Here is a 14,646-nt window from a genome sequence, read left to right on the forward strand (position 1 = left end):
ATGTCGATTACTTGAGAATGATGACGTCTTGATCCGGTTTGTCGGCATAAAGCCGCTCGACCAATGCAACGCGGCGCTCCAGGCCGGCGCGCTGGTTGATGTAGCCCTTGTCGGTGAGCTCGTTACCGTCGATCGAGGGCGGCTCCGCCATCAGCATGGCGCGCGCGATGATGCGGCTGCTGGCGCCTTCGCACTCTTTGTTGTGAGCCTCCAGCCCACGCCTGAAGCAAGCGACCACCTCGGGATGCTTCACCGCAGCCTCGAAGCTGAGATCGGGATTGCCGACGAGCTGGCGGCAGGCGTGCAGGTTCGGCCACGCCAGCAGGCCGATGAAGGCACGATCCTGACCCGCGACCAGCGCATCGTGCACGACGGGCGTCGCGCCGGCGATCGCATCGGTACGCAGCGAGCCGACATGGACGAAGGTGCCGGTGGTGAGTTTGAAGTCCTCGACGACGCGGCCGGCAAAGATGATGCCCTTCACGGGATCGGCTTCGTCGACGAAGATGCCGGCATCGCCGATGCAGTAGAAACCCTCTTCGTCGAACATCTTCTTCGTCAGATCAGGCTGACCGAAATAGCCGGGCGTGACGTTGACGCCGCGCAAGCGCAGCTCGTATTTCGAGCCGCACGGCACCATCTTCAGCTCGACGCCGGGGAACGGCAGGCCGATCAGGCCGACGCGCTCAGTGTCCCAATAGGTGCCGGTCGAGGTCGGCGCGGTCTCGGTCGAGCCCCAGCCGGTGTAGAACACGATGCGCTCGCCGGTAGTCTTCACGGCGAGGGCCTGCATGCGGTCGTAGAGATCATCCGGCAGCCGCGCGCCGCCATAAGCCATGATCGAGAGATTCTTGAAGAAGGAGCGGCAAAGCGCATCGTCCTTCTCCATCGCCGCCGCCAGCGCGGCATAACCGGCCGGCACGTTGGCGTAATAGGTCGGGGATATCTCGTGCAGATTGCGCAGCGTCTCCTCGAACAGGCCCGGCATCGGCCGGCCATCGTCGATATAGAGCGTGCCGCCGTCGACCAGGATCGGATGGAACGCCGCATTGCCGCCCATGGTGTGATTCCAGGGCATCCAGTCCAGCATGGTCGAGATCGGACCGCCCGGATCGCGCGGCCGCACCTGCATCATCATGGCCGCATTGGCGCACATCATCGCTTGCGTGTTGATGACGGCCTTGGGCATCCCGGTCGAGCCTGACGTGAACAGCAGTTTGCCGACGGTCTCCGGCGTGATCTTCGCGATCGACGCTTCGACATCGGCGGTCACTTGTGTCGTCGCGAGCTCGGCAAAGCTGACGCTCTCGATGCCGTCGCAGGGCCGTAAGACGTGAACGACGGTGACGCCGGTGAGGTCGAGCGCTTTCAGCGCCTTCTCGAAGGTCGGGCCGTCCTGCACCATCACCACGGCCGGCTTGATCAGATCGAACAGATATTTCAGCTTGACGTGATCATGGCTCATCAAGGAGTAGGCCGGCGATACCGGCGCGGCCGGAACGCGCGCCTGCATCGCGGCCTGCGTCATCAGCGCGTGCTCGATCGAATTGCCGGAGAGGATTGCGACCGGGCGGCCGCTGATGTCGAAATCGAGCAGCGCCTGTGTCAGCGCATCCACCGTGCGCTTGGCTTCGCCATAGGAGACTTTTCGCCATTCGCGGTTGGGGCCGCCGCGTTGCGCCAGCCAGATGCGCTCCGGCGCTTGCTTGGCCCATTTCGCGAGCGAAGCCGGAATGTGCGTCTCGTAAGTTTGCAAGGGAATGCGCGACTTCAGCACCACCGTGCCGTCGTCGCGGCGCTCGACGTCGATGTCGCGCGCCAGCCATTCCACCTTGCGAAAGGCGGGTTTCGTCATCACCGCCGCCGCATTCCCGCTCATTTTGCGTCTCCCGGAATTTCTCGTCCTTTACGGATCTTCGTTGTCAGCGCCTGATATAGACAGGCTTTCGCTTCTCAAGGAAGGCCCTGATGCCTTCCGAAAACTCCTCCGAGCGGCTGCACAGGACCTGGTTGCGGTCCTCCATCGCGATAACGGCTTCCAGCGATCCGGCATCGACGCTCATGTTGAGACATTCCTTGGACAGGCGCAGGCCCACGGGCGACGCTGTGATCATCGCGTCGACATAAGGTTCGGCGGCGTCATCCAGCTTGTCCTCATCGACGACCTCGGAGACCAGCCCGACCGCGAGTGCGCGCTCGGCACCGATGAAGCGCCCTGTGAGGATCAGCTCCGAGGCCACGGAGACACCGACGAGGCGCGGCAGGAAATAGCTGGTGCCGATGTCGCAGCCGCCGAGCCCGAGCTTGATGAAGGCGCAGTTCATCCGCGCCGATCTCGTCGCGATGCGGATATCGGAGGCAAGCGCCAGCGCAAAGCCGCCGCCGGCGGCCGCGCCCTGCACCAGAGAGATGATCGGCTGCGGACAGCGCCGCATCAGCATCACGATGTCGGCGATGCGCCGCTGCGAATCCAGCGACTCGGTGACGCCAGGCGGCTCCTGCTGACCGGTACGGCGCTGCATTGCGACCTTGAGGTCGAGGCCCGCACAAAAATTCCTGCCGGCGCCCTTCAGCACGACGACGCGCGTGTCGCGGTTGCGCTGGAGGCCCTGGAAGTAGACGTTGAGCGCGTCGATCAGCGCGGGATCGAGCGCGTTGAGGCTCTCCGGACGATTGAGCGTCGCCGTGTCGACGCCGTCACTGTGCTCGATCAGCAGCGGTTGGGACATGCGCAATCTCCCCATCGTCGTCCTGGACAAGCGAGCGGAGCGAGCGCTGATCCAGGACCCATAACCACAGGCCCGAGTTGTTGGACCACCGGCGTTGGCTAAGCTCGTGCTTCCACTCACGCCGGTGGCACTAGGTCCTGGCCTTCGCCAGGACGACGGCGGAGCTACCGCGGCGCCATACGGATCGCGCCGTCGAGGCGGATGGTTTCGCCGTTGAGCATCGGGTTCTCGACGATGTGCACGGCCAGCGAGCCGTATTCATTGGCGTCGCCGAGACGCGCGGGATGCGGCACCTGGGCACCGAGGCTCTTGCGGGCCTCTTCGTTCAAGCCCATCAGCAGCGGCGTCAGGAACAGGCCGGGCGCGATGGTGTTGACGCGGATCTTCTGGCTCGCGAGGTCGCGCGCGGCCGGCAGCGTGAGGCCGACGACGCCGCCCTTCGATGCCGCATAAGCGATCTGCCCGATCTGGCCTTCGTAAGCGGCAACCGAGGCCGTGTTGACGATGACACCGCGCTCTTCACCGACCGGCTCGATCGTGACGAGGCGCTCGGCGAACAGACGCAGGCAGTTGAAGGTGCCGATCAGGTTGACGTTGATGATGCGCGCGAACTTCTCCAGCGGGTAGACGCCGTCGCGGCCGACAATGCGCTGCGAGCCGCCGATGCCGGCGCAGTTCATCAGCACGCGGGCGACGCCGTGCGCGGCTTCCGCCTGCGCGATCGCCGCCTTGATCTGCTCTTCACTGGTGACGTCGGCATGAAGCGCGACGCCTTTCACTTCGGCGGCAACCTTCTCGGCGTTTTCCTTGCTCTGGTCGATCACGCCGATCCTGGCGCCCTTGGCGGCCATGGCGCGGGCGGTCGCGGCACCGAGGCCCGAACCACCGCCGGTGATGAGAACGGCTACGTCTTTCAACTGCATCGCGAATACCTTTCCTCGACCTTTTCCTTGGGCGTTTCTTCTCTAGACTTTGAGAGTTTGGCCGGATTATCCAGCCGCGGCAGCTTCCTCGATTTTTGTGAGGATTCCACCGCAGATCAGCGTTTCCATGTGCTTGATATATTGCCGGCAGACGTCATCGGTGACCGGGCCGACGCCGGTCGCGCGAGACATCGCGTGCCGGCCGAAGAACAGATGATCGCAAGCGCCGATCAGGCTGGTGTAGAACAGCACCGGATCGGTGGCGCGGAATTCGCCGCGGCTGACGCCTTCGGCGAGCAGGCGGCGATGAAAATCGAGCAGCGGCGCCACGAAGAATTTCGAGACCTCGTCCGCGGAGCCGGCAACGCTCTCGTGCAGAAGATAGTGGATCAGCCGGTTCATATAGGGAAACCGGTGATAGGCGCGGATGATGCCGCCGATATGCAGCTTCAGCTTCGCGGTCGGCGTGATCGGCTGCGCCAGCAGATATTCGAGATTGGACAGTTCCGTTCCGGCGTCGCGCTCAAGCAGCGCCAACAGCAGGCCGTCCTTGTTGCCGAAGTGATATTTGACCAGTGCGGCGTTGGCGCCCGACTTCTGCGCGATGTCGCTGAGCGAAATCTCGATCGAGGAGCGTTCGATCATCAACTCGCTCGCGGCCACGAGCAATTTCTCTGCCGTGGAATTTTTGCCGCTGGGGAGCCTGTTCGGTACGCTGGTAGTCACGGACATCTCTGCTGTGCGTCGAGAGCGCGCAGATAAGCCCAAGCAGCGCCTCCCCACAAGAGTTAATTGATCGATTGACTAAACGATCGCCCGCCCCTTAAATCCGCGCCGACAATCCAACGCGATACAGAACAATCCAGGGAGAAACCGACATGGCCGAGGCTTACATCGTCGCCGCTGCGCGTACTGCCGGCGGGCGCAAGGGGGGCCGTCTCGCCGGCTGGCATCCGGCCGATCTCGCCGCGAAGGTGCTGGACGAGCTGGTCGACCGGACCAAGGTCGATCCCGCGCTGGTCGAGGACGTGATCATGGGCTGCGTGATGCAGGTCGGCGAGCAGTCCAACAACGTCGCGCGCAACGCGATCATGGCCTCGAAGCTGCCGGAGAGCGTGCCGGGCACCTCGATCGACCGTCAGTGCGGCTCCTCGCAGCAGGCGCTGCACTTTGCAGCCCAAGCCGTGATGTCCGGCGCGATGGACGTGGTGATCGCCGCCGGCGTGGAATCGATGACGCGCGTGCCGATGGGCCTGTCGTCGCAACTTCCGGCCAAGAACGGTTTTGGCAATTACAAGAGCCCGGGCATCGAGCACAAATATCCGAACATCGTGTTCAGCCAATTCACCGGCGCCGAGATGATGGCCGAGAAGTACGGCCTGTCGAAGGATGACCTCGACGAATACTCCTACAACAGCCATCAGCGCGCGATCGCGGCAACGCAGGCCGGCCATTTCAAGACAGAGATCGTGCCGCTCGAAATCACCCGCGCCGATGGCTCCAAGGACACCCACCACGTCGACGAAGGCATCCGCTTCGACGCCACCCTCGACGGCATCAAGGGCGTCAAGCTGATCGCCGAGCACGGCAAGCTCTCCGCGGCCAGCGCCAGCCAGATCTGCGACGGCGCCTCCGGCGTCATGGTGGTGAACGAGCGCGGCCTCAAGCAGCTCGGCGTGAAGCCGCTGGCGCGCATCCATCACATGACCATGATGGGCGGCGATCCCGTGATCATGCTGGACGCACCGCTGCACGCCACCAAGCGCGCGCTGGAGAAGGCCGGCATGACGATCGGCGACATCGACCTGTTCGAGGTCAACGAGGCCTTCGCCTCGGTGCCGACCGCTTGGCTCAAGACCACCGGCGCCGATCCGGAGCGTCTCAACGTCAATGGCGGCGCCATCGCGCTCGGCCATCCGCTCGGCGGCTCCGGCACCAAGCTGATGACGACGCTGGTCCACGCCCTGCATCAGCGCGGCAAGCGCTACGGCCTGCAGACCATGTGCGAAGGCGGCGGCATGGCGAATGTGACGATCGTGGAGCGGCTGTAAGTCGTTACCTCGCTAATGGTGTCGTCCCGGCGAAGGCCGGGACCCATAACCACACGAGCCTGTGGTTAAGCTGCGCAGGGGCGACATCGCGTTTCAGCAATTGGGATCGGTGGCTATGGATCCCGGCCCCCCGTGCGCAATTGCGCACTAGGCCGGGATGACACCTTGTTTGTTGAGAGACCTGCGATCATGACCCACCCCTCCATCCACACCCGCACCACACCCGACAAGATCGCCTACCAGATGGCGGCGACCGGCAAGGCGATCACCTATCGCGAGCTCGACGAGCTCTCGAACCAGGGCGCAAACCTGTTCCGCTCGCTCGGACTGAAGGCTGGCGACCACATCGCGCTGCTGATGGAGAACCGGCTCGCCTTCATGGAGATCTGCTGGGCCGCGCAACGGAGCGGGCTCTATTACACCGCGATCAGCCGCTACCTGAAGCAGGACGAGATCGACTACATCATCGCCGATTGCGGCGCCAAGGTCGTGATCACGACACCGAAATGCGCGGACCAGGTCAAGGCCCTGATCAAGGGCGCGGCCGGCGAGCCGGTCTTCTACATGATGGACGAGCCGCAAGCCGGCTTCCGCTCCTATGACAAGGAAGCCGCCGCGCAGCCGACAACGCCGATCGCAGACGAGGTCGCCGGCTACGACATGCTGTATTCGTCGGGCACGACCGGCCGGCCCAAGGGCATCAAGAAGGCGTTCGAGGGCAAGCCGATCGACGAGCCGAACGCCTTCCTGCGCGTGCTCTGCGCCGACATGTGCGGCATGAACGCCGAGAGCACCTATCTCTCACCGGCGCCGCTCTATCACGCCGCTCCCTTGCGCTTCAACATGATGGCGATCGTGCTCGGTGGCACTTCCATCATCATGGAGCACTTTGACGCCGAAGAATTTTTGAAGCTGGTCGAGAGATACAAGGTCACGCAGTCCCAGCTCGTGCCGACCATGTTCGTGCGCATGCTGAAGCTGCCGGACGAGGTCCGCAACCGTTACGACGTCTCGACGCTGAAGGGCGCGATCCACGCTGCCGCCCCCTGCCCCGTCGACGTCAAGGCAAAGATGATCGAATGGTGGGGGCCGATCCTGATCGAGTATTACGCCGGCTCCGAAGGCAACGGCGTCACCGTCTGCAACTCGAAGGAATGGCTGGAGCATCGCGGCAGCGTCGGCCGCGCCGTGGTCGGCAAGATCAAGATTCTCGACGAGAACGACGAGGAGCAGCCGACAGGCGAGATCGGCACGGTCTATTTCGCCGATGCGCCTGTTTTCACCTATCACAATGACCCCGAGAAGACGAAGAAAGCCTACAACGCAAAAGGGTGGTCGACGCTCGGCGACGTCGGCTATCTCGACAGAGACGGCTTCCTCTTTCTCACCGACCGCAAGTCCTACATGATCATCTCCGGCGGGGTGAACATCTACCCGCAGGAAACCGAGGACGTGCTCATCACCCACCCTGAAGTCGCCGACGTCGCCGTGTTCGGCGTGCCGAACGAGGAGATGGGCGAGGAGGTGAAGGCGGTGGTGCAGCCGCACGATCCGAAGCGCGCCGGCAAGCAGCTCGAGGCCGATCTGATCGCCTACTGCAAGAGCCGTCTCTCCGCGATCAAATGCCCGCGCTCGGTCGATTTCGAAGCCGAGCTGCCGCGCACGCCAACCGGCAAGCTGGTGAAGCGCCATTTGCGCGATAAATATTGGCCTAAGGCGACGGCGAAGATTTAGCGCGCCCGGAATCGGCGCTTCGCCTCAATCAAACAAGCTCGGCGTGTGATTCACCAGCGCGCCTTCGATCTCGAGCATCTTCAATTTCGTCACCACGCCGCCATTGGCAGAGAAGCCGCCGGGCTTGTTGCCGGCCGCCAGCACGCGATGGCAGGGCACCACGATCGGACACGGGTTGCGGCCGAGCGCCTGGCCGACGTCGCGCGACAGCTCGACACCGCCGAGTTGCTTGGCGATGTCGCCATAGGTGACGGTCTTGCCCGGCGGAATGGTGCGGGCGATCTCGTAGACGCCGCGGTTGAAGTCGGGCACGCCGTCGAGATCGAGCGGGATGTCGGTGAGGTCATCCGGCTCGCCCGCGAGCAGTTTTGTGATGCGGTCGATCGCCTGCTGCACTTCGGCGGTCGGCTCGGCTTCGCTGGCGTCAGCATGACGCTGGCTGATGCGGGTGCGGATCTTCTGCTCACCGCCCATCGGCAATTGCGTGCCGTTGATGCCGCGCGGACCCCAGGCGATGGCGCATAGGCCGATCTTGCTATCGAACAGGGCAAAATGCTGGTCGGTCATGGCTTGGTCCCTGGCTTGCGTTCCCTTGCATGCCCCCAAAGTGATCTGAGCCCAAATCTAGGCTTGGAAATAGTTGCGATCCACCCGGTTTCCGGGAATCTTGCACAGGAGTTCCGCCCCCCTTTTCGCGAGCCCAGAATGCAAAGCCTCCACGTCAACGGATACGACATGCCCTATCTCGACGTGGGCGAGGCCAGGGCGGGGCCGCCGCTGGTTTGCGTGCACGGCTCTCTGTCCGACTTCCGCACCTGGGGCTGCGTGCTCGGGCCGCTGACGCAGCGGCACCGGGTGATTCCTGTCAGCTTGCGGCATTTCTTCCCGGCACAATGGGATGGCGTCGGCGACACCTATTCGATCGCCCAGCATGTCGACGACGTCATCGCTTTCATCGAGGAACTCGACCTCGGCCCGGTCGATTTGATGGGCCATTCCCGCGGCGGGCACATCTGCTTCCGCGTGGCGCAACGGGGGCCGGAGCTGTTGCGCCGGCTGGTCCTGGCCGAGCCCGGCGGCGAGCTCGATGCGAGCCTCGATCCGGATTATGCCGGCGGCCCCTCGCCGCTGCTGGCGCGCTTCACCGCCTCGGCGGAGAAGATCGCGGCCGGCGATGTCGATGGCGGCCTCGCCGTCTTCGTCGACACCCTGGAGGGACCCGGCACCTGGCCGCGGCTGCCGGCGATGGTGAAGCAGAATCTGCGCGACAACGCCTTCACCCTGATCGGCCAGGTCCGCGACAATCGCCCACCGTTCTCGAAGGCGGATGCGGAATCAATCAAGATGCCGACGCTGTTCGTCCTGGGCGCCCGGACCAAGGGCCTGCTGCCAAAAGTGCTGCATGCGCTCGCCGCGCATGTGCCGTATTCCAGGACGGCGGTCATCCCGAACGCGACCCACCCGATGTTCGAGCAGGCGCCGCAAAAATACTCCGAAGTGGTCCTGGACTTTTTGGCGAGCTGATCATGCAGACATTTCGCGTCAACGGATACGACATGGCCTATCTCGAAGTCGGAGAGGGGCCGCCGCTGGTCTGCGTGCACGGCACACTCGGCGATTTCCGCACCTGGTACTCAGTGCTCGGCCCGCTGTCGAAGGCGCATCGTGTGACCTCGGTCAGCCTGCGGCATTTCTTTCCCGAGCACTGGGATGCCGTCGGCGACGATTACAAGATGGCCCAGCACGTCGCTGACGTGATCGCTTTCATCGAGCAGGTCAGGCCCGGACCGGTCGATTTGATGGGCCATTCGCGCGGCGGCCACATCGCGTTTCGCGTGGCGCAGGCGCGGCCCGATCTGTTGCGCAAGCTGGTGCTGGCCGAGCCCGGCGGCGATCTCGATGCGAGCCTGCCGTTACCTGAGGGCACGCCCGCACATCCGCCGCTGGCCGCGCGCACGGCGCGCTCGGTCGAGATGATCCGCGCCGGCGATCTCGAGGGCGCGCTGCAGAATTTCTATGAAGGCATCGAAGGCGACGGCTCGTGGCGGCGCGTGCCGGCGGCGGCGAAGCAGCAATTGCGCGACAACGCCATCACCTTCCTCGGCCAGATCAACGAGCAGCGCAGGCCCTACACGCTCGCGGATGCGCGGGCGATCACGACACCGACGCTGCTGATCGGCGGCGGCACGACGACGGGGAGCCTGTCGGTGATGTGGCGCGTGCTGGCCGAGCACATCGCAGGCAGCAGGACGGCCGTGATCCCCAATGCCGGCCACTGGATGTTCGAGCAGGCACCGCTGGAGTTCGGCGAGGCGGTGGTCGCGTTTTTGGCGGAGTAGGCGGCCTCGCCCTCTTTTTCTCGAAAAACAACCCCATGCACAGTAGCCGACCCTAGCAATATCAATGGCTTGGCGGAGTGCAAAAAACGAGGTCAGACGCCGCGTTGGTCGCGCTTGACGCCCTTACCCTCCCGCGGTATTTTCGAATACGGAATTCTGTATTCCCTTCCATGGCCCTCGGAGACGCCGGCGTGATCCCTCTCGACCCGCTCCCGAACCTGATCGACCAGGTCTATGCGCGGATCCTGGAGGCGATCTCCGACCGCACGCTGCAGCCCGGCCAGCGCATCCGGCAGAATGAGCTCGCCGACAGGCTCGGCGTGTCGCGCCAGCCGGTGTCGCATGCGCTGCACCTGTTGCACCGGCAGGGGCTGGTCGCCGAGAGCGGCCGGCGCGGCTTCGAAGTCACCCAGCTCGATCCCGCACGCATCCGCCAGCTCTACGAGGTGCGCGGCGCCATCGATGCGCTTGCCGCCCGGCTTGCCGCGGAGCGCGCAGGCACCGACGCGGCGGGACGCGCGCGGCTGGAGGCGGCGCTCGCCGCCGGACGCCGGATCGACCGCAACACGACGCTGGCCGAGCTCATCACGCTCGACGTCGATTTTCATCGCGCGATCTATCGGCTCGCCGGCAATCCCGTGATCGAAGAGACGATTACACCGCAGTGGCCGCATATGCGGCGCTCGATGGCGACGGTGCTGTCCGAGCTCGATTATCGCGGCAGTGCCTGGGCCGAGCATGCCGACATTGCCGGACACATTCTTGCTGGCGACGCGAAGGCGGCCGAACGTGCGGCGCTTGCGCATGCGCAGACAGCGGGACGGATGACCGAGGAGAGATTGAGGGCGACGGACGAGGCGGCGGCGTAGGCATTCACGCCGGGACGACAATGAAAAACAACACAAGGAGGACGACCCATGAAACTGTCCCAGGAGCAATTGGAGTTCTTCCACCGCGAGGGCTGGCTGTTCCTGCCCGAATTGTTCAGCCCGGAGGAGGTCGATCTCCTCGCGCGCGAGGCGGTCGGCATCTATGACGCCGACCGGCCCGAAGTCTGGCGCGAGAAGAGCGGCGCGCCGCGCACGGCCTTTGCCGCGCATCTCTACAACGAGGCGTTCGGCATCCTCGGCGCGCATCCGCGCATGATCGACCCGGTCGAGCAGCTGTTCGGCGAAAAGGTCTACATGCACCAGTTCAAGATCAACGCGAAATCGGCCTTCACCGGCGACGTCTGGCAATGGCACCAGGATTACGGCACCTGGAAGCGCGACGACGGCATGCCCGAGCCGCGCGCGATGAACATCGCGATCTTTCTGGACGAGGTGATGCCGATCAACGGCCCGCTGATGCTGGTGCCGCGCAGCCAGGACGCCGGCGATCTCCAGGCGTCTCATGACCTCGCCACCACGTCCTACCCGCTGTGGACGCTCGACGAGGACACAGTGACGCGGCTGGTCAAGCAGGGCGGCATCGTGGCGCCGACGGGAAAGCCAGGCGGCATGCTGATGTTCCACGGCAATCTCGTGCACGGCTCGGCTGGCAACATCACGCCCTACCCGCGCAAGATCGTGTACCTGACGCTGAACGCGGTCTCGAACTACATCCGCGCGCCGACGCGAGCGGAGTACATCGCCCATCGCGACTTTGCACCGATCCAGACGGTGGACGACGACGCGCTGGTGCGGCTCGCGCGTGCGCCGCGGCAGGCGGCGGAGTAAACAGGTCTCGTGCCCCGGACGCAGCGCAGCGTCTCTTCGACGATGCGCTGCAGAGCCGGGGCCCATGCCGCATGGATAGTTTCTTTCTGGGTCCCGGCTCTGCGAAGCAGCGTTGTCGGACGATGCTACGCATCGCCTAGGCTGCATCGCGTCCGGGACACGACCATAATCGGACATTCCCCATGAACCTCTTCCGCCTCCTCCAGGTCCGCGCTTCCGCCGGCAAGCCCGTCCGCGTGGCGCTGATCGGCGCCGGCAAATTCGGCTCGATGTTTCTGGCGCAGGTGCCGCACACGCCGGGGCTGGAGGTACCCATCATCGTCGACATCGATCGTGATCGTGCGCGCGAGGCCTGCCGCACGGTCGGGTGGGACGAGGCCCGCATCGCCGCGACCGTCTTCACCGATGACGGCGCCCGCGCCATTGCCGGCGGCGCGATGGACGTGGTGGTGGAAGCGACCGGCAATCCGGCCGTCGGCATCAAGCACGCGCGCGCGGCGATCGCGGCCGGCAAGCATATCGTGATGGTCAACGTCGAGGCCGACGTGCTGGCGGGTCCGCTGCTCGCCGAGGAAGCCCGCAAGGCCGGCGTCGTCTATTCGCTCGCCTATGGCGACCAGCCGGCGCTGACCGCGGAGATGGTGGATTGGGCCCGCGCCACGGGTTTTCACGTGGTTGCCGCCGGCAAAGGGACAAAGTATCTGCCGGCCTATCACGACGTGACGCCTGACAGCGTCTGGCAGCATTACGGGCTGACCGCGGGCGAGGCGCAGTCGGCCGGGATGAATCCGCAGATGTTCAACTCCTTTCTCGACGGCACCAAGTCGGCGATCGAGATGGCCGCGATCGCCAATGCCTGCGGACTGGACGTGCCCGCGGAGGGCCTGTTGTTTCCGCCCTGCGGCGTCGACGACCTACCCCATATCATGCGGCCCCGCGACAGAGGCGGCGTGCTGGAGCGGTCGGGCGTGGTGGAGGTGGTCTCCTCACTCGAGCGCGACGGACGGCCGGTGTTTCGCGATCTGCGCTGGGGCGTCTATGTCGTGCTGGAGGCGCCGAACGACTACGCCGCCGACTGCTTCAGGCAATACGGATTGAAGACCGACGCCAGCGGTCGCTTCGCGGCGATGTACAAGCCCTATCATTTGATCGGCCTCGAGTTGAACATCTCGGTCCTGTCGGCCGCGCTGCGGGGCGAGCCGACCGGGCAGCCCTACGGCTTCCGCGGCGACGTCGCCTCGGTGGCAAAACGCGACTTGCGCGCCGGCGAGATGCTGGACGGTGAAGGCGGCTACACGGTATGGGGCAAGCTGGTGCCGGCAGCCGCAAGCCTCAAGGCCAGCGCGCTGCCGATCGGCCTGGCGCATCGGCTGAAACTGAAACACGCCGTCGCCCATGGCGAGATCGTGCGCTGGAGCGATGTCGAGTTCGACGCAGGCAACGAGACGATCAGGACGCGCAAGGCAATGGAGGCGGCGTTCGTAAGCGCAGATCAGGCCGTACACTCATAAATCGAGATTCATTGGTGCGCCTGAGCGATGTCGGCTTGCCGACGCTTTGCGGAATTAAGCTGAACATCGCCTACAGGCCAGCTAGGGGCCACAAGCGGCGGATCATTTACGCGAGGTTAGGCATTCCTATAGCACAACCAAAAGATGCTGACGCGTACATGGCATCGAACACTTGGTGCGGTATTGCTCTTCCTATTGGCAGCCGGTGTCTTCCGAGTTGCTGGGGGCTGGGTGTACGGCGAGTCTCCGTATGTCCAATACCTAAAATGGGCGCACCATGATATCCCGCGATTTACCGTTCCGGTACGGCTAGTGGAGGGATCACCCTTCACCTTTCAAGGCCGCATCATCGGAAAAAAGCGATATCAGCTCAACCTCATGGTCTATTTCACGGGAGCAAAGGAGGAGGCTGCTCTTACGGCTCTCCTTGGCGGTCCCGCCGCACAGCCGATCAACACAGGTTTGCCGTCCGGCAAGCTGCCGACGACGTTTCGCGTAACCGTCCACGATCAGGAGAAACGCGTCGTGCACGATCAGACCCTTAGAGCGGACGGGATCGTCGCATCGACAGCTTTCTTCCGTGCTCGTGAACTCGCTTTGTTATCCTTGGATGAGGGTCTCTACACTTTGAGCATAACGCCCTTGAGTAACGTCTCGGCATTGACTCCATTCCGATCAGAGATCGAACTCACTTACTTGGCGAAGTGATCGTCCTGCAGGCGAGTCATGCAAGTCGGCTATGGTCATTCGGGTCGATTAGACCGCGTCTCCGCATGTCCTGTCTAGCCTCGACTGCTGACATGCAGGACCCCATCACGATCTTCACCTTCGGGCCAAGAGCGGAAGTGGTCGATGGACGCGTGCTAGATGGTGAGAACCTTGGTCATGCACCAGAACGGTACATCGATTTGCCCGTGCTCACCGGCAACCTGCTCCATTATTTCAGCTTTGTGATGCCAGCCCATGCGCTCGTAGAAGCGGCGCGCACGTTCATTGCCAACGACACAGTGCAGTTCTGCCTCGGCAATGCCTCCCTTGGCCATCTCAATTTCAGAGGCTGTCAGCAGACTTGACGCGACGTGCGTCCCTCGATGTGGCATCGCTACAAAAAGTTGGCCCAAAAGCTGACTTCTCCACGCCGAAAATGCCACGACCTCTTCGTTCAGTTCTGTTACCAAAGTCGAATGCAAGAGTGCCGCCATCCTTGCCATGAAAAATTCCATGGACCGACGGATAATTTCTGCGTGGGGCATGAAGGGAGCTTGGGTCTCGTGCCAAACCGCGTGATAGAGAGCAGCCACCCGAGAGATATCTGACGCGTGGGCACGACGGATCATCGCGTTTTCTCCAATTGGCGCGTATGGCGTCTAGGTCAGGCGTGCCGGCTGTACGGACGATATCCGCCATGGTGAACCGAAATTGTTTCGTGCGTTGTCGGTTGTATTTGGATTCTAATGCATCATGCACGGCGAACGGATGTCTCGCAAGACGTCCGTCAAGACACAGCTATGGGTCCAGGCTGTGTAAAAACTCCGTCGATGCTATGATTCTCTTGCTGAATCGCGGGGGGAATTGATGCGGGGTTTCGTTCAAGGGGTGGATCGCCAGCAGACGACGTTGCTGCCGGAATGCCTTGATGAT

At 63.7% G+C, this 14,646-nt stretch carries 14 protein-coding genes; 8 read left to right on the top strand and 6 right to left on the bottom strand.

The genetic code is table 11. From position 1 onward, the window contains the following. Window positions 1-7: 7 nt before the first annotated feature. The 4 genes from QCM77_RS27190 to QCM77_RS27205 form a co-directional block, all read right to left on the bottom strand. Complete coding sequence (locus QCM77_RS27190; RefSeq protein ID WP_279685653.1) at window positions 8-1,879, bottom strand: AMP-binding protein; 1,872 nt, start codon at window positions 1,877-1,879, stop codon at window positions 8-10. 43 nt (window positions 1,880-1,922) lie between these two features. After that, the gene (locus tag QCM77_RS27195; protein WP_279685654.1) at window positions 1,923-2,729 is read right to left on the bottom strand and encodes an enoyl-CoA hydratase/isomerase family protein; all 807 of its coding nucleotides are present in this window, start codon (window positions 2,727-2,729) and stop codon (window positions 1,923-1,925) included. A gap of 164 nt (window positions 2,730-2,893) precedes the next feature. Next, window positions 2,894-3,652, bottom strand: a complete 759-nt coding sequence (locus QCM77_RS27200; RefSeq protein WP_279685656.1) for an SDR family NAD(P)-dependent oxidoreductase — start codon at window positions 3,650-3,652, stop codon at window positions 2,894-2,896. Window positions 3,653-3,718: 66 nt separating this feature from the next. Then, complete coding sequence (locus tag QCM77_RS27205) at window positions 3,719-4,384, bottom strand: TetR family transcriptional regulator (protein ID WP_279685657.1); 666 nt, start codon at window positions 4,382-4,384, stop codon at window positions 3,719-3,721. Between the two features lie 146 nt (window positions 4,385-4,530). Here QCM77_RS27205 and QCM77_RS27210 point away from each other — a divergent pair, with 146 nt between their 5' ends. Both QCM77_RS27210 and QCM77_RS27215 read left to right on the top strand, forming a co-directional pair. Beyond that, the gene (locus tag QCM77_RS27210; protein ID WP_279661576.1) at window positions 4,531-5,703 is read left to right on the top strand and encodes an acetyl-CoA C-acetyltransferase; all 1,173 of its coding nucleotides are present in this window, start codon (window positions 4,531-4,533) and stop codon (window positions 5,701-5,703) included. Window positions 5,704-5,892: 189 nt separating this feature from the next. Beyond that, window positions 5,893-7,437: an acyl-CoA synthetase gene (locus tag QCM77_RS27215; RefSeq protein ID WP_279685659.1), complete on the top strand. Its 1,545-nt coding sequence runs from the start codon at window positions 5,893-5,895 to the stop codon at window positions 7,435-7,437. Between the two features lie 24 nt (window positions 7,438-7,461). Here the strand turns inward: QCM77_RS27215 and QCM77_RS27220 are convergent, their stop codons facing one another. Then, window positions 7,462-8,004 (bottom strand): methylated-DNA--[protein]-cysteine S-methyltransferase, encoded by a 543-nt coding sequence (locus tag QCM77_RS27220; protein ID WP_275170960.1) that lies wholly within the window; start codon window positions 8,002-8,004, stop codon window positions 7,462-7,464. 138 nt (window positions 8,005-8,142) lie between these two features. Between QCM77_RS27220 and QCM77_RS27225 the strand changes: the two genes are divergently transcribed. The 6 genes from QCM77_RS27225 to QCM77_RS27250 all read left to right on the top strand — a co-directional run bounded on the left by QCM77_RS27225 (window position 8,143) and on the right by QCM77_RS27250 (window position 13,713). Beyond that, window positions 8,143-8,961, top strand: a complete 819-nt coding sequence (locus QCM77_RS27225) for an alpha/beta fold hydrolase (RefSeq protein ID WP_279685662.1) — start codon at window positions 8,143-8,145, stop codon at window positions 8,959-8,961. 2 nt (window positions 8,962-8,963) lie between these two features. Then, on the top strand, window positions 8,964-9,776 hold the full coding sequence (locus tag QCM77_RS27230) for an alpha/beta fold hydrolase (protein WP_279685663.1): 813 nt from the start codon (window positions 8,964-8,966) through the stop codon (window positions 9,774-9,776). 191 nt (window positions 9,777-9,967) lie between these two features. Further along, window positions 9,968-10,645 (top strand): GntR family transcriptional regulator, encoded by a 678-nt coding sequence (locus QCM77_RS27235; RefSeq protein WP_279685665.1) that lies wholly within the window; start codon window positions 9,968-9,970, stop codon window positions 10,643-10,645. Window positions 10,646-10,693: 48 nt separating this feature from the next. Next, window positions 10,694-11,494 carry a phytanoyl-CoA dioxygenase family protein gene (locus QCM77_RS27240; RefSeq protein ID WP_279685667.1) on the top strand — a complete coding sequence of 267 codons (801 nt, stop codon included), beginning with the start codon at window positions 10,694-10,696 and terminating at the stop codon, window positions 11,492-11,494. A gap of 182 nt (window positions 11,495-11,676) precedes the next feature. Continuing rightward, window positions 11,677-13,005: an NAD(P)H-dependent oxidoreductase gene (locus tag QCM77_RS27245; protein ID WP_279685668.1), complete on the top strand. Its 1,329-nt coding sequence runs from the start codon at window positions 11,677-11,679 to the stop codon at window positions 13,003-13,005. A 144-nt stretch (window positions 13,006-13,149) separates the two neighbouring features. Further along, window positions 13,150-13,713, top strand: coding sequence for a DUF5625 family protein (locus QCM77_RS27250; RefSeq protein WP_279661568.1), 564 nt, complete (start codon window positions 13,150-13,152; stop codon window positions 13,711-13,713). Between the two features lie 155 nt (window positions 13,714-13,868). Here QCM77_RS27250 and QCM77_RS27255 read toward each other — a convergent pair whose 3' ends face one another. Next, complete coding sequence (locus QCM77_RS27255; RefSeq protein WP_279661567.1) at window positions 13,869-14,342, bottom strand: GNAT family N-acetyltransferase; 474 nt, start codon at window positions 14,340-14,342, stop codon at window positions 13,869-13,871. Window positions 14,343-14,646 lie beyond the last annotated feature (304 nt).

Origin of the sequence: Bradyrhizobium nivariense (genome assembly GCF_029846695.2) — a bacterium.
Lineage (GTDB): Bacteria > Pseudomonadota > Alphaproteobacteria > Rhizobiales > Xanthobacteraceae > Bradyrhizobium.